This is a genomic window from Brevibacillus sp. HB1.4B (assembly GCF_013284285.1).
GTDB lineage: Bacteria > Bacillota > Bacilli > Brevibacillales > Brevibacillaceae > Brevibacillus > Brevibacillus porteri.
In genome coordinates, this window is record NZ_JABSUT010000001.1 from 169,586 (window position 1) to 190,755 (window position 21,170).

General features: G+C 47.4%; 22 protein-coding genes. All 22 read left to right on the plus strand.

Annotated features, from left to right (window positions below; all coding sequences use genetic code 11):
- The first annotated feature begins 72 nt into the window (after positions 1–72).
- The 22 genes from HP398_RS00915 to HP398_RS01020 all read left to right on the plus strand — a co-directional run bounded on the left by HP398_RS00915 (position 73) and on the right by HP398_RS01020 (position 21,167).
- Entirely contained in the window at positions 73–687 is a 615-nt protein-coding gene (locus tag HP398_RS00915; protein ID WP_017248055.1) for a stage V sporulation protein AA, read from the plus strand.
- Complete coding sequence (locus tag HP398_RS00920) at positions 684–1,103, plus strand: stage V sporulation protein AB (RefSeq protein WP_017248056.1); 420 nt, start codon at positions 684–686, stop codon at positions 1,101–1,103. Before HP398_RS00915 ends, HP398_RS00920 begins: the two co-directional genes overlap by 4 nt.
- An 81-nt stretch (positions 1,104–1,184) precedes the next feature.
- A complete protein-coding gene (gene spoVAC, locus HP398_RS00925; protein ID WP_017248057.1) occupies positions 1,185–1,670 on the plus strand; it encodes a stage V sporulation protein AC in 486 nt (161 codons plus the stop codon).
- A gap of 13 nt (positions 1,671–1,683) precedes the next feature.
- Positions 1,684–2,709, plus strand: a complete 1,026-nt coding sequence (gene spoVAD / locus HP398_RS00930; protein WP_173621583.1) for a stage V sporulation protein AD — start codon at positions 1,684–1,686, stop codon at positions 2,707–2,709.
- Positions 2,709–3,059, plus strand: a complete 351-nt coding sequence (gene spoVAE / locus HP398_RS00935; RefSeq protein WP_007724093.1) for a stage V sporulation protein AE — start codon at positions 2,709–2,711, stop codon at positions 3,057–3,059. The genes spoVAD and spoVAE overlap by 1 nt, the downstream gene beginning before the upstream one ends.
- 29 nt (positions 3,060–3,088) lie before the next feature.
- Positions 3,089–3,703, plus strand: coding sequence for a stage V sporulation protein SpoVABEA (gene spoVAEA / locus HP398_RS00940; protein WP_017248059.1), 615 nt, complete (start codon positions 3,089–3,091; stop codon positions 3,701–3,703).
- Positions 3,657–5,126, plus strand: a complete 1,470-nt coding sequence (locus tag HP398_RS00945) for a spore germination protein (RefSeq protein ID WP_017248060.1) — start codon at positions 3,657–3,659, stop codon at positions 5,124–5,126. Before spoVAEA ends, HP398_RS00945 begins: the two co-directional genes overlap by 47 nt.
- Before the next feature lie 179 nt (positions 5,127–5,305).
- Positions 5,306–6,628, plus strand: coding sequence for a diaminopimelate decarboxylase (gene lysA / locus HP398_RS00950; RefSeq protein WP_173621584.1), 1,323 nt, complete (start codon positions 5,306–5,308; stop codon positions 6,626–6,628).
- A gap of 124 nt (positions 6,629–6,752) precedes the next feature.
- Positions 6,753–9,026, plus strand: coding sequence for a GGDEF domain-containing protein (locus HP398_RS00955; protein WP_017248062.1), 2,274 nt, complete (start codon positions 6,753–6,755; stop codon positions 9,024–9,026).
- Positions 9,027–9,094: 68 nt separating this feature from the next.
- A complete protein-coding gene (locus HP398_RS00960; RefSeq protein WP_017248063.1) occupies positions 9,095–9,526 on the plus strand; it encodes a peptidylprolyl isomerase in 432 nt (143 codons plus the stop codon).
- 181 nt (positions 9,527–9,707) lie between these two features.
- The gene (locus HP398_RS00965) at positions 9,708–10,376 is read left to right on the plus strand and encodes a site-2 protease family protein (RefSeq protein WP_017248064.1); all 669 of its coding nucleotides are present in this window, start codon (positions 9,708–9,710) and stop codon (positions 10,374–10,376) included.
- 19 nt (positions 10,377–10,395) lie between these two features.
- Positions 10,396–11,160: a segregation/condensation protein A gene (locus HP398_RS00970; protein WP_069844664.1), complete on the plus strand. Its 765-nt coding sequence runs from the start codon at positions 10,396–10,398 to the stop codon at positions 11,158–11,160.
- Positions 11,150–11,734 carry an SMC-Scp complex subunit ScpB gene (gene scpB / locus HP398_RS00975; RefSeq protein ID WP_017248066.1) on the plus strand — a complete coding sequence of 195 codons (585 nt, stop codon included), beginning with the start codon at positions 11,150–11,152 and terminating at the stop codon, positions 11,732–11,734. Before HP398_RS00970 ends, scpB begins: the two co-directional genes overlap by 11 nt.
- A 144-nt stretch (positions 11,735–11,878) precedes the next feature.
- On the plus strand, positions 11,879–13,048 hold the full coding sequence (locus tag HP398_RS00980; RefSeq protein WP_173621585.1) for a D-alanyl-D-alanine carboxypeptidase family protein: 1,170 nt from the start codon (positions 11,879–11,881) through the stop codon (positions 13,046–13,048).
- Positions 13,041–13,631: a nucleoside recognition domain-containing protein gene (locus HP398_RS00985; protein ID WP_017248068.1), complete on the plus strand. Its 591-nt coding sequence runs from the start codon at positions 13,041–13,043 to the stop codon at positions 13,629–13,631. Before HP398_RS00980 ends, HP398_RS00985 begins: the two co-directional genes overlap by 8 nt.
- Before the next feature lie 11 nt (positions 13,632–13,642).
- Positions 13,643–14,176 (plus strand): spore maturation protein, encoded by a 534-nt coding sequence (locus HP398_RS00990; RefSeq protein ID WP_007724050.1) that lies wholly within the window; start codon positions 13,643–13,645, stop codon positions 14,174–14,176.
- Positions 14,177–14,291: 115 nt separating this feature from the next.
- A complete protein-coding gene (locus HP398_RS00995) occupies positions 14,292–15,032 on the plus strand; it encodes a pseudouridine synthase (protein ID WP_173621586.1) in 741 nt (246 codons plus the stop codon).
- A 117-nt stretch (positions 15,033–15,149) separates the two neighbouring features.
- Positions 15,150–15,674 carry a thiol-disulfide oxidoreductase ResA gene (gene resA / locus HP398_RS01000; RefSeq protein WP_017248069.1) on the plus strand — a complete coding sequence of 175 codons (525 nt, stop codon included), beginning with the start codon at positions 15,150–15,152 and terminating at the stop codon, positions 15,672–15,674.
- A 13-nt stretch (positions 15,675–15,687) separates the two neighbouring features.
- Positions 15,688–17,322, plus strand: coding sequence for a cytochrome c biogenesis protein ResB (gene resB / locus HP398_RS01005; RefSeq protein WP_173621587.1), 1,635 nt, complete (start codon positions 15,688–15,690; stop codon positions 17,320–17,322).
- Positions 17,323–17,346: 24 nt separating this feature from the next.
- Positions 17,347–18,576, plus strand: coding sequence for a c-type cytochrome biogenesis protein CcsB (gene ccsB / locus HP398_RS01010; protein ID WP_173621588.1), 1,230 nt, complete (start codon positions 17,347–17,349; stop codon positions 18,574–18,576).
- Between the two features lie 88 nt (positions 18,577–18,664).
- Entirely contained in the window at positions 18,665–19,381 is a 717-nt protein-coding gene (locus HP398_RS01015) for a response regulator transcription factor (RefSeq protein WP_012686105.1), read from the plus strand.
- Between the two features lies 1 nt (position 19,382).
- Complete coding sequence (locus tag HP398_RS01020; RefSeq protein ID WP_069844671.1) at positions 19,383–21,167, plus strand: ATP-binding protein; 1,785 nt, start codon at positions 19,383–19,385, stop codon at positions 21,165–21,167.
- Positions 21,168–21,170 lie beyond the last annotated feature (3 nt).

The following is a 21,170-nucleotide window of genomic DNA, read 5'->3' on the forward strand; positions in this document are numbered from 1 at the left end:
TTGTTTGCATGGGTTTTGTGGCGAGGCACATACTAGCGAATAATCAGGTATGTGATGGAAGGGGAAGGTACCATGAATGACGCGTTGTTTCTGCGCCTGAGAAAGCGATTGGCCATACAGCCACAAGCTATGATTACGCTTGGGGACATTTGCCAGCTTTACTGGGATGGAGAGCGCGAGGAAGCGTTAAAGCGGATGCCCATTTACCAGACGAAGCCAACGGATGGCAATTTGATCATTATCGATATTATGCAGGTGATTAAAAGATTGCGTTCTGTCTATCCTGATGTGGAACTGGACGTCCAGGGTGCACCCCAAATCATTGTGGAAGTACTCAATCCACGTAAGAAATCAAATCCGATTTTAGTGGCATTGGTGTGGCTTCTGTTGTTCATTGGCTCAGGATTGGCGATCATGAATTTCCATACGGATGTCAGCATGATGCAGGTTCACGAACGAATCTACTATTTGATTACAGGTGAAAAAAGCCATCAGCCTTTGTGGATGCAAATCCCATACTCTATCGGAATCGGCTTGGGGATGATTCTGTTTTTCAATCATATCTTTCAGAAAAAAATCAACGAGGAACCTAGTCCGCTTGAAGTGGAATTGTTTATGTATCAGCAAAGCCTGGATCAATACTACATACAAAATGAAAACAAGGAAAACCAACGGACGAAGAAATGAGCGTCATCAAGTGCTTGTTGCTTATTTTGATCGGGCTGGGTGGAGGGCTTGCAGTAGGGAGCGGGCTGGTCGCGTTTATTACCGTTCTGGACATCATTCCGAGGTTGACACAATTAACGAATGCTCATCGGTATATCCGCTCGCTGGAATGGGCTCTGGTGGCCGGAGCGCTTTTTTTTACGTTTATTGATTTTTTTCATTGGGGTGTTCAATTGCCCGTTATTGTTTCTTCGCTTTACGGGATCTTTGCAGGGATATTTGTGGGGACACTCGCCGCAGGCTTAACTGAGGTACTGAACGTCTTTCCGATATTAGCAAAGCGAATCCACATGGACGGCAGTCTTCTTTTTCTGTTGATGGCAGTGGTGCTGGGGAAAGTGACAGGTTCCTTATTGCAATGGTTGCTCCATCTGTGAAATGGTAAATACCACTATTCATAGGCATCTTTAGAAAAAGGAAGGATATAGGAAGAAAGCTTACAAAGGGAGTGAAAGGGCATGGCAACCAAAACAAAATCCAAAAACCCCGGATCGATGCAGATGACCAAACAACTGTATCAACAGCAGGCTTCCAAGTTCCAGCCCAAACGAAATGTTCTGCTTAACTCGTTTCGTGCTTTCTGGGTAGGAGGGACCATATGTTTGTTGGGTCAGGCCATTCAAAATATGTATATTACCTTCTTCGGATTTACGGAGAAAACGGCAAGCAATCCGACCGTTGCGACACTCATCTTTTTATCCGTTTTGCTCACAGGTTTAGGTGTGTATGACAATATCGGGCAGTATGCTGGAGCCGGATCAGCCGTGCCTGTTACAGGCTTTGCCAATTCGATCGCTTCTGCTGCCATTGAACATCGGAGCGAAGGGTTTGTGCTTGGCGTTGGGGGAAATATGTTTAAGCTCGCTGGTTCGGTCATTGTTTTTGGGGTTGTTGCTGCTTTCGTTGCAGGAATATTAAAGAGCCTGATCAACATGTTTTTCTAAGGGAGGGCTGTCAGTGTCAAACAATCCACCTGTGAAACGAGTCAATCGGCAAACTTGGCACTTTGATCAAAATGTTCGCCTGCAAAGCTCGGCAGTTGCTGTGGGACCAAAAGAAGGAGAAGGGCCGCTGGCGCACTTGTTCGATAAGATCCACGATGATATGTATGCAGGCCAACAAACGTGGGAAGACGCCGAACGCCAGTTAATGGAGGATGCAGTCAACACATTGTTGCAAAAGGCGGGGATCACGGGCAAGGATGTGGATATCATTCTTGCGGGTGATCTGTTGAATCAAAACATCACCACCAACTTTACAGCAGAAAAGTTGACGATTCCGCTTTTGGGCATGTACGGCGCTTGTTCTACCTCAATGCTTACACTGGCAAATGCGGCGGCTTTGGTAAACGCAGGCTATGCAAACAAGGCGATTGCTGCTTGCAGTAGCCACAATGCCACAGCAGAAAGGCAGTATCGTTATCCTACGGAATACGGAGGCCAGAAGCCGCCCAGCGCTCAGTGGACAGTGACAGGAGCTGGCGCGGGATTGGTCGGGATAGGGGGAAATGGTCCGCGCATTACGTATGCAACGATGGGGAAAGTAGTGGACATGGGGATTAAAGACCCGTTTGATATGGGGACGGCCATGGCGCCAGCAGCTGCTTCGACGATTCAGACGCATTTTCAAGATACGGGGCGCTCTCCACAGTCCTATGATTTGATCGTGACTGGTGACCTGGCAGCTGTCGGGTATCCGATTTTAAAGGAGCTTATGCTGACAGAAGGATACGACATGGATCAAGTCTACAATGATTGCGGATTGATGATATACTCCCCCGATCAGGATGTATTTGCAGGCGGGAGCGGTTGTGCCAGCAGTGCAGTAGTCACTTATAGCTACATAATGGATCAGCTCAACCGTGGGTTACTGAAAAACGTGTTGATCTGCGCCACGGGAGCACTATTAAGCCCGGTAAGCACTCAGCAGGGCAATTCGATACCGTGCATCGCCCATGCGGTTGCACTTGAGGGAGGAAAATGATGGAGTACCTGATTGCTTTTGTCGTAGGGGGATTGGTTTGTGTAGTGGGTCAACTCCTTCTGGATGTTGGCAAGCTAACGCCTGCTCATGTCATGAGTACGCTGGTCGTGGCAGGAGTTTTTCTCGATTTTATCGGCGTGTATGACAAGTTTATTGATTTCGCAGGCGCAGGAGCGACTGTACCGATTACGAGCTTCGGTCATTCTTTGTATCACGGAGCTATCAGCGAGGCCGAACAACATGGGTTGATCGGTGTGGCAACGGGGATTTTTGAGGTCACGAGTGCGGGTATATCGGCCGCGATTGCATTTGGATTTTTTGCCTCACTCATCTTTAAACCCAAAGGGTAAGTCCAGGCAGTAAAAGGCGGTGACCCAGCATGGACACAGTACGCCGGAAAGTCATATTGGTGACAGACGGAGATCATATTGCCCAAAAAGTTATCGAGAATGTCGCTAAGCAATTTGGGGGGCGATGTATATCACTGTCTGCCGGGAATCCGACTCCATTACGAGGCAATCAGATGGTCGAACTCATTAAAATGACACCGTATGATCCTGTCATCGTCATGTTCGATGACAATGGAGATTACGGCAAGGGTAGAGGAGAACGAGCACTCGAATACGTGGTGAAGCATCCTGATATCGAAGTAATCGGTGCAATTGCAGTAGCCTCGAATACACACTGGGTCAATGGTGCGACAGTCGCTTATTCTGTAAATAACCAAGGACAAATTGTAGATGAAGCGGTGGACAAGGACGGGTACGCAGACGAGCAACTTCAGCATCATATTTATGGAGATACCGTAGACATCTTGAATTCCCTGCATGTACCAAATGTCATCGGCATTGGAGATATAGGCAAAATGGAAGGGAGGGATAGTTTGCAAAACGGTTGTCCCATCACAACGAGAGCGGTGCAATGGATAATGGAAAGGAGCGGCGCTCATGGCACAGGTCACGGAAAAACGGCATCCCATCTCGACTTATCTTGAAGAGAATCAGAGGTATTTGAACGACAGACTCGGTGTTGGTAAGAGCTTTGATATTGGAGTCCATGACTTTTATGTGGGTCATACACGAATGTTGTTGTATTACATAAATGGCTTCGCAGAAAGCTTACTGATTTCGCAGGTCATGCGTGAGCTGAACGATGTGCGTGAGCGGGATCTGGCTGATAACGCTTTCGACCATTTGTTTCACAAATTCATCCCTTTCTACCAACTGAGCAAGGTAGAAACGACTGACGAGTTTATTGATAAATTGCTCGTCGGTCAAGTAGGGCTGATCATTGACCGATCTCCCCACGCCATTATTCTCGATGCCAAAATCCTGCCGAATCGCACACCGCAGGAGCCAGATACGGAGAGAATCGTCCGCGGAGCGCATGACGGCTTTACAGAAGTGCTCGTAACCAATACAACTCTTACGCGACGAAGGATTCGTGACGAACGGCTCCGCTTCGAAATCATGCAGATTGGGGAGCGGACCAAGACAGATGTTGCCGTCGCCTACTTGCATGATGTAGCAAATGAAGAGCTGGTCCATACGTTGAAAGAGCGTCTACAAAATATCCAGATTGACGGGATACCGATGGCAGAAAAAACCGTCGAAGAATTTATCATAGGAAAAACGTTAAACCCCTTCCCGCTGGTTCGATACACAGAGCGTCCCGATGTAGCCGCAGTACATTTATTAGAAGGTCATGTACTGATTTATGTGGATACTTCGCCGAGTGTCATGATCACACCCGCCACTTATTTTCATCATGTACAGCATGCGGAGGAGTATCGACAAACACCGGTAATCGGTGCTTATCTGCGCTGGGTTCGCTTTTTGGGAATCTTTGCTTCTGTTTTTGTTTTGCCGATCTGGTTGCTTTTGGTCATGCACCCTTCTATGATACCGGAGCCACTTCACTTCCTGGGGATCAAAAAGATGGGGAGCATTCCTATTTTGGCACAATTCGTGATCGCTGAGCTTGGACTGGATTTGATGCGGATGGCCGCCATTCATACGCCAGCGCCCCTCTCGATTGCCGTAGGTTTATTGGCCGCGATTCTGGTCGGGGATGTGGCGATAAAGGTAGGACTCCTTGCACCCGAGGTTATCTTGTATCTGGCAGTGGCGGCAATCGGGATGTATGCGACTCCCAGTTATGAGTTGAGCTTGGCCAATCGACTGATTCGTTTGTTTCTCATTCTCATGGTGGGCTTTTTCTCTACACCTGGACTGATGATCGGACTTACGATCATCCTGATTTTCTTGGCTTCTACCCGTTCGCTCAATACGCCTTACTTATGGCCGTTCATTCCATTCAACTACAAAGGGATGAAGGATATTGTGGTACGGCTGGCTGTGCCAAAGAAAAACAACAGGCCGAGTATCGTTCGCGCGCAAAATTCCTCTCGGCAATAATATTCTGAAAACGGTTGACTTCACCCATTGTCAAACGCACAACCTTGTAGTAAATTGTAGGGAAGCCTTACGAACAAAAGTTTCTGTATGGCAACTGACGCTCCTCGTTGGTTGCCTTTCTCTATAACAGGTTGTCTATATACATCATCGGTGCGAATGAATTGGGGAGGAAACGAAACATGTACTTACACGGGACAAGTCGAGTGAATGAACAAGGAAACTTGGAAATCGGAGGCTGTGATACGACACAGTTAGCTGCTACTTACGGAACACCTTTATATGTGTATGACGAACAACAAATTCGCACCAAATGCCGGGATTTTGTCAATGCGTTTCACAATACGGGTTTTTCCTTCCAGGTTGCTTACGCGAGCAAAGCTTTTTGCACGATGGCAATGTGTAAGTTGGTTGAAGAGGAAGGCTTGTCACTCGATGTAGTATCTGGCGGCGAATTGTATACGGCTCTGCAAGCTGGATTCCCCGTAGAACGCATCCATTTTCATGGCAACAACAAATCTCGTGATGAGTTAATCATGGCACTAGACGCCAAAATTGGCTGTTTCGTTGTGGACAACTTTTATGAGTTGTACATCTTGGCGCAATTGGCCGAAGAGCGGAACGAAAAAGTCTCCGTTCTCTTGCGTGTCACACCGGGTGTAGAAGCTCATACGCATGAATACATTTCTACAGGACAGATCGACTCCAAGTTTGGCTTTGACGTGCAAAACGGCCAGGCTCTTGAGGCGATTCAATTCTCTCACGAAAGCAATCATCTCCATTTATTAGGAGTTCATAGCCATATTGGTTCACAAATTTTTGAAACAGAAGGCTTCCTCGTCGCTGTCAAACGATTGACAGAACTGTTGGGCGAAGCAAAAGGAAAGCTTGGATTCCTGCCAGAAGTACTGAATGTAGGAGGCGGCTTCGGTATTCGGTATGTAGAAGGCGATACACCGCAGCCAGCGGACACGTATATCAAAGCCATTACAGATATCGTTCGCCAAGAGCTCACAGCGCTTGCGATTCCTCTACCTGAGATCTGGATCGAGCCAGGTCGGAGTATTGTAGGGGATGCAGGGACAACCTTGTACCGAATTGGATCGCAAAAGAACATTCCAAATGTCCGAAAATATATTGCGGTCGATGGTGGCATGACAGACAATCTGCGACCAGCTTTATACGATGCAGAATATGAAGCAGCAATTGCGAACAAAATGAATGCACCTGCTACCGAGATGGTTTCCATTGCAGGGAAGTGCTGCGAGTCAGGTGATATGCTCATCTGGGATGTAAGGCTTCCAGAAGCGCAGGCGGGCGATATTCTCGCAGTCCCAAGCACAGGTGCATATGGATATTCGATGGCGAACAACTACAACCGAATCGCTCGTCCTGCTGTTGTATTTGTCAAGGACGGAGAAGCAGAAGTGGTCGTACGACGCGAAACGTACGCAGAAGTAGTTGGTCACGATGTTTTGCCAAAACGCGCGCAGCTTATGCGCTAAACTTCATAAAAAATGCACAAACCTTCCCGATCGTTTGGGAAGGTTTTGTATTTCCTTCATCTCCCATTCATGATTGCTTAATGTTTGCTCGGCATAATGGAAGGGTGAGGGGGAGCGATTCATCATGTTGTCGACTCTTATGAAGCGGTTTCGACGAATACCCTATATTTCGTTGGATAAACGCCAATGGATGAAGGCGATGATTCGGCAAGAGGTGGAGAGAGAGAAGAAAGTCGTCCTGTTTTATATAGATATCGTCAAGCTGACAGAGGTAGAGCATCGCTACGGCGATACGAGTGCCAAGAGAGTGCTTCATATATTTGAAAGCATTTTGCCAGCTGTAGCTCGTCAAGCATTTGAAATCAAAGGGAGAATCATCGCGATTCAAAAGCTATGGGGCGATGATTTTGCGATCTACACTTCCTTCTCGAAAATGATGAGTGAGGAAGACTGTCAAATGCTCTCGATTCATTTTCAGGAGTTGGCTGAACGACAGTTAAATCGGCAAGTGAGCTTCGTTAATCGTGAGGAGCTTCGTGTCCATATCGGCTATGCGGAAATCATCGGAGAAGATATCGTAAAAGAGATGTATACCTCTGTCAAACATGCTGTTCATATGGCCAAATATGGGATTACCTCCGAAAAATATACGCACATCAGACAATTTCACAAGCTGCTTGCAGAAGAAAATGTTCAGATGCACTTCATGCCGATCATTCATTTGCCAAATGGCGAAGCTTTAGGATGGGAGGCATTGGCGCGAGGGCCGGTCAACAGCCTCTTTGCAACTCCTGCTGCTTTGTTTAATTATGCGCAAGAGACGGATACGGTGTTTCGTTTGGAGCATATATGTCGCAAGCGGGCATTGGAGCATATACGCTACCTGAAGCCACATGAAAAATTATTTATCAATTTGGATCCACGGGCGATTGACGATCCGTTTCTGCTACGTGGCAAAGTGCAGATGCTTTTGGCAGAGTATCAGCTGACGCCACAAAACATTGTTTTTGAAATTACAGAGCGCCACGCGATTACGAATTACGCTGCTTTTCGAAAAATCATCGAGGAATACCGCAAGCAGGGCTATATGATTGCCGTAGATGATGCGGGTGCAGGGTATTCCAGCTTGGAATCGATTACAGAAATTTACCCAGACTTTATTAAGCTTGATATGTCATTGATCCGCAATATTGATGTCGATCCGATTAAGCAGGCGTTGTTGGAGACGTTTGTATCCTTTGCTGACAAGGTAAACTGCAAAATCATAGCAGAAGGGATCGAGACGGAGCGTGAGCTGGAAACGCTCATGGACGTCGGTGTCATCTATGGACAGGGTTACTATTTAGGTAAGCCGGACAAAGGGATGGCGCAGCTATGTGGAACGGCTATGAACTTTCTGCGGTTTACGATGGAAAAGCGGATTGAGCAAGAAGCGGAACCAGTGCTGCCCACACCGGCTATGACGGAAATCTTGGCGAAGACAATCAGTGTTGAAAAACACGTGAAAGTAAGACGCATCCATGAGATTTTCGAACAAAATCAGCGGATTGAAAGCGTGGTAGTGCTAGAGAAAGGTATACCGGTTGGACTTGTCATGCGGTTTTCCCTGTATCAAATTCTCGGTGGTCAATACGGAATCGCGCTATATTATGAAAGATCCGTTTCTCAAATCATGAATACGAACCCGCTCAAAGCTACCAAAGACGACAAGTTGGATGAGGTAGCGAAGCGTGCAATGGCCAGAGATGCTTATCATTTGTATGATGTGGTCATTATTATTGATGAGAATGGCGAGTACATCGGCATCGTTACCGTGCAGAAGCTGTTGGACAAAATGGCTTCCATTAAACTCGAGATGGCGAGCTCTGCCAATCCGCTGACTGGATTGCCGGGGAATGTGCAGATTGAAAGGGAATTGAATCAACGGCTGAAACGGAATGATCATCAGGTGGTCATCTACTGTGATCTCGACCGTTTCAAATGGTTTAACGACCGCTACGGGTTTGAAGTAGGGGATCAGATTATCGTTCGAACCGCGAACTTGTTGCGGGAAGCCTCGAAATGGTACGGAAGCGGGTCTGACTTCATTGGGCATATTGGTGGAGATGATTTTATCCTGATTACGACAGCACAATGTGCGAATGATGTCGTCTTGTTTATCATGGATGCTTTTACGCCGTATTTTTCGGACATTTATGAAAAGCGCAGAATGGGGGACGGTCAGGAGCTCTCGATGTCGATGGCAGGTGTCGTCCTCTATGCAGGGAAGTACACCAGTGCAAAACAAGTTGCAGAGAAGGCAGCGTACGTGAAAATGGTGGCAAAGGCGAAGGCGGGAACTGTTTTTATAACCGACTGTGAGTTGCCTGGCGAAGAGCAGATCCGCATCGAGGGATAAATTGGACGTCAATCGATCTCCATGGTAGAATGGGTACGTTAACTTTACAAGGTATGGAGGTTCAACATATGAAAAAAGCGCTCATCACCATGGAAAATGGTAACCAAATCGAGCTGGAGCTGTTCGATCAAGAAGCTCCGGGCACAGTAGCAAACTTTGAGAAATTGATTAACGAAGGCTTCTACAACGGTCTGTCCTTCCACCGTGTTATCCCTGGCTTCGTAGCACAAGGCGGATGCCCTTACGGTACAGGTACAGGCGGTCCTGGTTACACCATCAAATGTGAAACAAAAGGAAACCCACACAAGCATCTGCGCGGTTACCTGTCCATGGCACACGCAGGAAAAGACACAGGCGGAAGCCAATTCTTCATCTTGTATGATGCTTTCCCTCACCTCGATGGCGTACATACAGTATTTGGTCGCGTCACTTCCGGTATGGAACACGTTGATGCAATCAAACAAGGCGATAAAATGGGTACAGTAAAAGTAGGCGAATAAAAGCTTCATGAACACCGATGAGGGGAAACCTTGTCGGTGTTTTTTCGTCAGGATGTATGCTGGGTCAAGCTGGAATGGGGTTGTAAGCCTATCTATCTGCTGGTATGCTAGAAGATAGACGATTTTTATCTGGGGTTGTTCAAAAAGATGACTTTTTGAACTCGCATGATTGGAGGAAGCAATGGATCTTTTTCATTTTGATTGGAAAACGGTACCGTTTCGTTTGATTGCGTTCGTTATCGCTTTCACTTTGCATGAATGGGCACATGCCTTTGTCGCCTGGAAGCTGGGTGACAATACGGCGAAATCGGAGGGCCGCTTAACATTAAATCCAATCCCGCATATTGATCCGTTTGGTTTGATTCTCATTCTGTTTGGTCCATTTGGTTGGGCGAGACCAGTGCCGATCAACCCTCTGCATTTCCGTGGGAACAAGCGATTAGGGATTGTTTACGTTTCATTTGCAGGTCCATTAATTAACCTGATACTCGCGGTATTGTTTTACATGGTGTATTTCGTAGTAATTAATTCCGGAGTACTAGTAGGAATGCAAGAAAAAGTGGCTTATGCAATTGATCTGACACTACGATTTTCTGTATTGATCAATACAGCTCTTTTTATCTTCAACCTTTTGCCGATTCCGCCATTGGACGGCTACAAAATACTGCGATTTTTGTCTCCACGGAGTTGGGATGGAAAGTTTTACAATTATGAAGTCTACGGGCCGTGGATTCTCTTATTACTGATCTTTATTCCGGGGGTTAGCACAATCATTTTTGGTATTCCCCATGGGATTGCACTAGCATGGGTTCAACAAATTGGAAATAGTATCTTAAGCGTGTTCATCTAACGGAAACGAGGGACGTCTTTTGGCTTACAGCATCAAACTTGATTCTTTTGAGGGACCACTCGATCTGTTGCTCCATCTGATCGACAAGGCAGAGGTGGACATCTACGACATACCGATAGCGGAAATTACGGAGCAATACCTCGCGACGATTGACAAGATGCAAGAGCTCCAACTGGATGTGGCCAGTGAGTTCGTAGTCATGGCGGCTACGCTCCTCTCTATTAAAAGCAAGATGCTGTTACCCAAAAAGGAGGAGCATGTCTTTCAGCAGTTCCTCGATATGGATGTAGACGAGATAGACCCGCGTGAAGAGCTGGTTGCGCGTCTGTTGGAGTACAAGCGTTATAAGATGCTAGCCGGGAACTTGCGAGAAATGGAGATCGGTCGTAATCAAGTTTTTACGCGTCCCGCAGAGAATTTGTCTCCTTATGCGCGTGAAGAGGATCATACCGTGACGAATGTGACCCTCTACGATTTGATCAACGCGCTGGAAAAGCTGGTGAAGAAATCGAAAGAAAAAGAACCGATGACCAGGGTGTCGCGCGACGAAATCTCCATCAAGGATCGGATGACGGAGATACGCCAAGCGGTACGTAGCGGTGGGATGGTTCGTTTTTCTGAGTTGTTTTCCCAAGGTGCGACGCGCACAGAGATTGTAACTACCTTTCTCGCCTTGCTTGAGCTCATGAAGGCTAAGCACATTACGTGTGTACAAAATCAATTGTTCCAAGACATCATCATATGTGAAAACGGAACGGAAGGAGCCCATACCGATGGACTATGACAAGCTGAAAGGCGTAATCGAGGGCTTGCTGTTCATCTCGGGTGATGAAGGAATCGATGCCAAAGAAATCAGTGAAATCACTGAGGTGTCGGAAGAAGAGGTCATCGACTTGATCGAAGACATGAAAGCTGACTTCCGCCGGGCAGGACGCGGTATTCAAATCGTGGAAGTGGCAAAAGCGTATCAGCTGACCACTCTGCCCGAGCATGTGCCCTATTTTGAACGGCTAGCAACATCGCCGGGTCAGTCAACGCTATCCCAAGCAGCACTGGAGACTCTCGCCATTGTTGCGTACAAGCAACCCCTGACCCGCTCGGAGATTGAAGAAATCCGTGGCGTGAAATGCGAAAAAGCACTGAACACCCTCTTATCCAAACATCTCATTCGCGAAGCGGGGAGAGCAGAGGGGATCGGACGCCCCATTTTGTACGCGACCACCAAAGAATTTTTAGAGCACTTTGGATTAAGGGAACTGGGGGATTTGCCAGAACCGCCTGTCAATCTAGATATCGAAGAAGCGCGACTGGAAGCATCAGCGCTATTCGGAAAATCAGAAGAACCGACAAACGACTAGTTACAGCCCGGACAGTTTTTCGTACTATCATACGACTCGTCCCCATATACTATGGTACAAACCTGTGTATCGTGGTATAACGATGGCTTTTCTCTTGCCTAATAGGCAGGGTTGAGCCCAAGTTTTCAAATGGGGAGGACTTTTATGAGCATACGAAAATATCTGTCCGGCGTACTCGTCGTTTTTCTTTTTATACAGATGGCTCTTACGCCGGCAGCGATGGTAAATGCTGCTACAACTCCACCTAGCTTGTCAGCTGAAGGTGCAGCACTAGTCGATGTAGAGAGTGGACGGATTCTTTATTCCAAAAACGGTACGAAAAAAATGAGGATTGCGAGTCTGACCAAAACAATGACAGCAATCGTAGCGATCGAGATGGGCAAATTGGATGCACAGGTAACGGTACCCCCACAAGCAGTAGGCGTAGAAGGCTCATCGATCTACTTGAAAAATGGAGAAAAGCTCACGCTTGAAGAACTACTGTACGGTTTGATGCTACGATCAGGCAATGACGCAGCCGTCACCATTGCAACGCACATCGGAGGGTCAGTGCCTGGATTCACTTACTTGATGAATGAAAAAGCTGCGATGATTGGAATGGAGCATACGAACTTCACCAATCCGCATGGGTTAGATGACAGTAACCAGCATTACTCCACTGCGGAAGATATGGCAAAGCTGTCCGCCTACGCCTTACATAATCCGGTGTTTCGTCAAATCGTTTCTACGAAAGTCAAGGATATTTCATGGGAAGGCGAACAGTGGGACCGGCGTCTACTCAACAAAAACAAGATGCTTCACCTATACAACGGTGCTGATGGTGTGAAAACGGGATACACAAAACTCGCGAAGCGTTGCCTAGCTTCCTCTGCCACACGGGATGGAAGGCAGCTGGCGACGATTACTCTGAATGCTTCTGATGACTGGAACGACTCCGCCAAGCTGATGGACTGGGGCTTTGCGAATTATCCGCTACAAGAGCTGGTCAAGAAAGGGCAGGAGGTAAAGCCTGACACACCAGTCACACTTGAAGCAGGAATTCATCTTGTCACAACAAACGCTTTTCAATATCCGTTGCAAACGGCAGAGGCAGAGGGGATTCACAAGCGTGTCGTTATGGGAGAATCAACGGTTACAGCGAAGATGAATGGCCAACTGGCAGGGTTTCTTCAACTCTATTTAAAGGAGAAGATGATTGGACAGGTTCCGTTGCTAGTTAGTGTGGATGCGCCGGCTTTCGCAGCTCCGCAGGCTTCACGCTCAATGTGGCAGCCATTTTGGGACATAGTGTCAGGGGGGCTGTGGAGTGCTTAATGTCATTTGGCTCGGGCTCATTGTCATTAGCATTGTCGTTGCGGCCATGACAGGGCGGATGGAAGCGATCAACGCAGCCGCGTTTGAGGGAGCCAAAACGGGAGTAACCGTTAGTCTCGGTCTTCTCAGTGTTCTCGCCTTTTGGATGGGAATGATGCGGATTGCAGAAAAGTCAGGACTCCTTGAGCTATTGGCGCGGGTATTGTCACCGATCATCCAAGCCCTTTTTCCGGATGTACCAAAAGGGCATCCTGCTATGGGATATATCCTCTCAAATATGAGTGCAAACCTACTCGGGCTGGGTAATGCAGCAACTCCAATGGGGCTGAAAGCCATGGAAGAGCTCCAAAAGCTAAATCCAGACAAGCAAAACGCTTCGCCTGCCATGTGTACGCTGCTGGCGATTAATACGGCGAGCATTACGATTATTCCGACGACGATGATCGCGATTCGCATGCAGTATGGCTCCGTGAATCCGGTAGAAATCGTAGGTACTACGCTGTTATCTTCCTTTGCTGCCACCATTGTCGCTCTGTTGATTGATCGCATGTATCGTTATCGGCATATACGAAGACATAGATAGGGGGAGTCCTTATGTACCAATGGGTATCCCTGCTCTCTCTTTGGGCCATTCCCGTTACGATTGCCTTTGTCTTGTTGTATGGGTGGCGGAAACAAGTCCCCGTCTACGAGACATTTGTAGATGGAGCAAAAGGCGGCTTAACCACTACGATTCGCATACTCCCACATCTGATTGCCATGATGGTCGCGGTAAGTATGTTTCGGGAGTCAGGAGCATTGGATCTACTGCTTCGCGCACTCAAACCGCTTCTTGACCTGTTGCATTTTCCGGAAGAATTGGTCCCGTTAGCATTGCTTCGTCCGTTGACGGGAACAGGCTCACTTGCGATTGCAACAGATCTGATCGCGCAGTACGGTCCCGATTCTTTTTTAGGCAGACTGGCAGCTACCATGCAAGGGAGCACAGATACGACACTGTATGTCCTAACCGTTTATTTTGGCGCAGTTGGCATTCGCAATTCTGCTTATGCGCTAAAGGTAGGCTTGTGGTCGGACCTGGCTGGTGTCATCTTCTCGCTGCTCATTGTCTCCTACATATTCGCTTAAAAAGAGTTCAAATAGCGTAGTCAGTGAAAACTTCCTCATGGATATGGGGAAGTTTTTCCCTTTTTCTTGTCCACACTAGTAAGAATGGGTATGATGTTGTAGAGGTGAACCAACGATGGAACGTTTACAGAAAGTATTGGCGCATGCTGGAGTCGCCTCTCGTCGCCATTGTGAAGAATTGATTGCGCAAGGCAAGGTGCAGGTAAATGGCCAAGTCGTACGAGAGCAGGGAATAAAAGTCGATCCGCTCAAAGATAAAATTGTGGTGAATGGACAGCAGGTTAGGCTGGAGCAACATGTCTATCTCTTGCTGTACAAGCCTACTGGTGTCATTACGAGCGTCACAGACCCGCGCGGCAGACGGGTAGTGATCGATCTGTTGAAGGGAATTAAAGAACGGGTATATCCAGTAGGTCGCTTGGATTACGATACTTCTGGCTTGCTGCTCTTGACAAACGACGGGGAGCTAGCCAACAGGTTAGCACATCCAAGCTATGAAATCGATAAAGTGTATCGGGCATGGGTAAAGGGAATCCCTAGTCAGGACAAAGTGAGCAAGCTAGCAACCGGCATTCGTTTGGAAGACGGCATGACTTCTCCCGGTCAGTCCAAATTGTTGAAGACAGAGTCTAACAGCCAAAAGGCATTGGTAGAACTGACTATACATGAAGGACGAAACCGCCAAGTGCGCAGAATGTGTGAAGCGATCGGTCATCCGGTGTTGACATTGGAGCGAATCCGTTTAGGATTTCTCACATTAGATGGACTAAAGCCGGGCGAATTTCGCAAGCTTACTCATGAGGAAGTGGAGAGCTTGAAGCGGGGATTGGTTCAAAAGAAACGCAGCCCGCGGTAGAAACATTGATTCGTTCAAAATCTGTTCATAAGTTGTGCGCTGTCGGAAAAACTAGGAACGCTATAATAGAATGGGAAAAGGATGCAATTTATTAGCAGTAGATGGGAGTATGGCCTCATGAACAAAAGCAATCGTACATATGTCAGGATCGCGGTATTGGGTGTTTTGCTTGTAGCGCTGGTCTTTGCACTCTATTCCAGCTTTGTGAAGGACCCCGGTGCTGTGAAAGTAGGAAGCGATGCTCCGAATTTTAGTTTGGAGCAGCTGAATGGACCAGAGCTGACTCTAGAAAGTTTGAAAGGAAAGGGCGTTATCCTTAATTTCTGGGGCACGTGGTGTGAACCCTGTAAGGAAGAAATGCCGGCATTGCAAGAGCAATACACGAAGTTTAAAGACAAGGGATTGGTTGTAGTCGGCGTCAATATCGGAGAATCGCCAGTTGCCGTAGAACCATTCGTGAAGCAGTTCGGGATTGACTTCCCTATTTTGCTCGATCGCCAATCGCAAATTACCAAGCTGTATCGAATCGGTCCGATTCCTACGACCTTTTTCATCGACCCAGATGGAGAAGTGCAAGAAATTTTTATCGGGCAGTTAGATGAAGCGATGATTGAGTCGAAAATAACAAAAATCTTGCCGTAAGTGAGGAGCAATGATGGATCAGAGAAAATGCGAATGCGGTCATACCAACCCGGTTGGGACGCTGCTCTGTGAGTCTTGCGGGAAGCCTTTGAATGTGGAAGTCCACGAGCAGACATCGTTTCCTGACATGCGTTATGAAGGAATGGCAAGACGTTCTCAAACGAATAAGACGAAGGTAATCGATCGAGTCTGGAACTTTTTTTCTTCGGTCAAAATTGCAATCGGTATCATTATTGTCATTTTGGTGGCGTCCGCAGTCGGAACCATCTTTCCGCAACAAATGTACATACCGGTTCCCGTACCGACTGAAGCAGATGTTGCCCGTTTTTATACGGAAACATATGGAACACTAGGAACGATTTTCTACGGCCTTGGATTTCACAATATGTACTCGTCCTGGTGGTTTGTGACGCTTCTGGTAATGCTCGGTACGTCTTTGGTTATCTGTAGTCTGGACCGCGTAGTACCGCTGTATAAAGCGCTAAAGAAGCCACGATTGAACCAGCACAAGTCCTTTTTGAAAGGACAAAAGCTTTTTGCAGAGGGTGAGCTTGCTCCAGAAGCCAATCAGGAAGCGATACTGGACGCCTCCGCTCTGGCATTGAAAGAAAAAGGATACCGCATTTTCCGCACGGAACGGGCGATTATGGCTGAAAAAGGCCGTTTTAGCCGTTGGGGTCCTTACATTAATCACATTGGACTGATCTTGTTTTTGGTCGGTACCCTGATGCGAAGCCTGCCTGGCTTTTACTTGGACGAGTACGTCTGGGTGCGTGAGGGACAAACAATGGCGATTCCGAATACCCCTTACTACATAAAAAACGAGAACTACACGACAGAGTATTGGTCGGAAGAAGAAATGCCGGAGCAACTGGAGCTTAAGGGCGGAGCTATTGTGAAGAGCTACCAGACAGAGGCCATTTTGTATGAAAATAAAAGCGCTGACGTTCCAGGGAAAAAGCCGGATTTGGTAGAAGTACAGAAGGGGCCGATCGTCGTGAATCATCCGATGCAGCAGGACAGCCTCTACATTTATCAGAGTGGCGTGCAAGAGATGCAGCTTGGAGCGCTTAATTTTACAGTGGTCGATTTGAAAAACAATAAAAAAGAGATCGGTCTTATCAAAATTGATCTGTACAATCCACAGCCCGAGCAAACCATTGCGGATGGGTTTACGGTACGGATTTTGGATTACTTCCCCGATTTTATAATGGGAAAAGACGGGAAGCCGGCGACGAAAACCAATTTGCCTAAAAATCCGATGGTGGCATTGGAACTCATTGGAGAGAATGGCAATTATAACGAAAAACTGGTTTATCTAGAAGGAACCATTCTTACACAGAAAAATGATACGCGTTACGGACTCGACATCAAAATGCCTGATTTAATCGATATTGCAGGGCTGAATGTACGGGTGGACAAAGCATTGCCACTGATTTATTTAGGTTCATTCATTTTCCTTGCGGGCGTTGTGATCGGTATGTTCTGGCAACATCGTAGGGTTTGGATACAGACGCAAGAGGGAAGTATCTTGGTAGCAGCTCACACGAATAAAAACTGGTTCGGTCTTCGCCGAGAAGTAGATGGGCTGGTTAAACAAGCGGAGCTCCCTGTCACGATAGAAGATAAAACGAAGGCCAAGGCCTAAAGCTTCAAAGGGGGTACAAACAACGTGCAGCTCATTCAACTGAGTGACTGGTTACTGGATGTCGCGTTTCTGCTCTACGTCATCTCGTCTATCGTCTTCGCTGTAGCCGTGACGGGTAAAAACTGGGCAGGGCGGGATCCCAAACAACATGAGGATCGCTATGGACGGATTGCGTATTGGTTAGCCGTTATCGGTTTTGTGGCGCAAACAGGGTATGTGATGGCTCGCTGGATTGCCGGCGGCCATAGCCCGACGAGTAACATGTTTGAGTTTATGGCATTCTTGGATTACTGTATTATCCTGGCCTACTTAATTATTTACCGGATCTACAAGCTGACCTCGATTGGAGCGTTCGTCCTTCCGCTTGGGGTTATCATGCTCGCGTACTCGTACGTGTTCCCGAAGGAAATCACTCCATTGATTCCGTCTTTGCAGAGCTACTGGCTGCATATTCACGTGACGACTGCTGCACTGGGTGAAGGGATTTTGGCAGTTGGTTTTGCAGCGGGTCTGATGTATTTGATCCGTACCGTTCCGCAGCATATTTCGACGAAAAGTACGAAATGGTTGGAGATCGTGCTAGCTGTGGTCTTGATGCTTGTTGGATTCATTTTGATGGATTCTTCTTTTGCTCGGATGGATCAAAAGACGGTATTTGAGATGAAGAAAGAAGAAATGAATGCAGCAGGACAGATGGTAAAACCGAAAGTGGAGTACATTCTGCCTGCAATTGTTGCACCTGCTGATTCAACCATCATCAAGGAAGGTCCAATTTCACCACTCTTTGAGGCACCTACCTGGATGGAAGGAAAAGACGCCGCACGTAAATTGAACACGATGCTGTGGTCAGTCCTTACAGGGGGAATTCTGTATGGCGGATTGCGCTTGATTTTCCGAAAACGATTAGGGGCTGCTATCAAGCCTTCCGTTGAGAGTGTCGATCCTGAACTTCTAGACGAGATCAGTTATCGTGCAATCAGTATCGGATATCCGGTGTTTACCCTCGGGGCCCTTATCTTTGCCATGATTTGGGCAGAAGAGGCATGGGGACGATTCTGGGGCTGGGACCCGAAGGAAGTATGGGCATTAATTGTCTGGCTCTTCTACAGTGCCTACTTGCACTTGCGTCTATCCAGAGGATGGATCGGTGCAAAATCCGCATGGATGTCCGTCATCGGGTTTGTCATTATTTTGATTACACTGGTCGTGGTCAACTTGGTCATTGCTGGTTTACACTCCTACGCTGGGGTGTAAAATTTCCTCGAAAAGCTGGTTTTACCACCAGCTTTTTGGACTATCTTCTAACGGTTTTACGATATTATGAGAGCAAGAGGTGTTCCAGATGGAAAAAATGGCACGTATTCTCGTAGTGGATGATGAAGAGCGCATTCGCAGACTTCTGAAAATGTACTTGGAAAGAGAAAACTTCCTGATTGATGAAGCAGATAATGGAGAACAAGCAGTCGAAATGGCTGTGGGAAGTGACTATGATATCATTTTGCTCGACCTGATGCTGCCAGGAATGGACGGGATCGAGGTATGCCAGCGTGTTCGTGAATTCAAGGCAACCCCAATTATTATGTTGACAGCAAAAGGGGAAGAAACGAACCGCGTTCACGGGTTTGAGGCAGGGGTAGACGATTATGTCGTGAAACCGTTCAGCCCGCGGGAGGTCATGTACCGGGTAAAAGCGATTCTGCGTCGATCTTCCGCGACAGCTTATTTGAAGACAGAGACATTCAACAGTCATTCTGTCCTTGTTTTCCCGGAATTGACCATTGACCACGATGCACACAAAGTCATCGCAAGTGGCCAAGAGGTGAGCCTGACTCCAAAAGAGTATGAGCTGTTGCACTACCTGGCATTGTCGCCGGATAAAGTGTTTACGCGTGAAGAATTGTTAAAAGATGTGTGGCACTACGAGTTCTTTGGCGATTTGCGTACGGTGGACACGCATATCAAGCGTCTCCGCGAAAAATTGAACCGTGTTTCTCCGCAAGCTGCCAATATGATCGCCACGGTTTGGGGCGTCGGATACAAACTAGAGGTGCCTAAGTAAAGTGGACGTTATTTTTCGCAGTGTAGTCGGAAAGCTATGGATGACCATTATTGCCTTATTTGCTCTCGTCTTGACGATCTTCAGTTTGTTGCTCGTTCAATCCTTTGACAGCTTTTATAGCAATCGGCAGTCCAAGAATTTGCACGATCTGGCAGATGGCATCGCAATCGGTTTGGCGCAGAGTCCGGATATGACAGCAGCTATGGAGATGGCTTCCAGGTTTGGCTTGGTCCATCATACAGGCATGGTCATTCTCGATGAAAAAGGTAAGCAAGTCGGTATGAGCGAAGGGGCTGGGCTCCCTCGTATTCCAGTAGAGCAATTGCTCCAAAATCCTGCTTTGCGTTTGCCTGATGCGCTGGCAGGTAAGCATCCTGCTCCCAAAACGATTTATATTAATGTGGAGAATTCCGCTGATCACACGAACAACAAGCATGAAATGCTTGCGGTCGCTGTGCCTTTAGAAATGGCAGCGGGGAAAACGGGCGCAGTGGTCATGTATCAGGCGATTGAAGATTTTGATGATACGGTTAGTGAAGTCAGATTTTTAATCTTTGTGGTTGGCGTCATCGGATTCGTCTCTACCACTGTATTCGCCTTTTTCCTCTCATCGCGTCTTACGATTCCATTACGTCAGATGAAAGAAACGGCGCATCGCATAGCGGAAGGGGACTTTCATGCTGAAATCCCGATTAGGACCCAGGACGAAACAGGTGAACTGGCGGCTTCGTTTAACACGATGGCAAGCAAGCTCAATCAGTTAGTCGATGCCCTGTCCAAAGAGAAGGAGCAGCTGGCGAGTGTCCTTAGAAGCATGGTAGATGGTGTTGTGATGATAGATGCGAACGGCAAGCTGGCCGTAACGAATCCGCCAGCAGAACGATTTTTGCGAGATTGGGATTTCGAGCATTTGGATGAGCCGGTGCCGCTGTTCTCATTCTATCAGCAGGTTTTGCAAACGGGACAGGAAGTGACAGAGGATATCCCTGTTCAAGGGCGGATCTGGTCCGTTGTCATGGTACCTTTGAATGATCGGGATCAAATCCGTGGAGCTGTCGCAGTTCTTCGGGACATCACGCAGGAACGAAAGCTAGATAAAATGCGTAATGATTTTGTGGCTAACGTATCCCATGAGCTGCGAACACCTCTATCCATGCTGCAAGGGTACAGTGAAGCGATTGTGGACGATATCGTGGCTACACCGGAAGAGCATAAAGAATTGGCGCAGATCATCTATGACGAGTCAGCGCGTATGACCAAGCTGGTGAATGAATTGCTCAGCTTGGCACGGATGGAAGCGGGGCATGTTGAATTGTTCCAGGAGACGATGGAACTGCGTCCGTATTTGGAGCGCATTCAACGTAAATTCACCAATTTGGCGAGAGAACGCGAAATCCATCTCTTCCTCGAAATATCGACGACGCATACGCATGTGCTCATGGATCCTGATCGCATGGAGCAAGTGCTAACGAACTTGATCGATAACGCACTGCGACATACGCCAAGTGGAGGAAGCGTCACCATTCGTGCTCGCGGAGATAAAACGTTGCTGGTTGAGATAAGCGATACAGGCAGTGGCATTCCGCAAGAAGATTTGCCGTTTGTTTTTGAGCGATTCTATAAAGCAGACAAGGCTCGTACACGTGGACGACTAGGTGGAACTGGTCTTGGACTAGCCATCGCGAAAAACCTTGTCGAGGCACACGGGGGCACCATCAGTGTGCAAAGTAAACTGGGTGAGGGAACGACTTTTACAATCGCCATGATGCTGCATAAAAACAAATAGGAG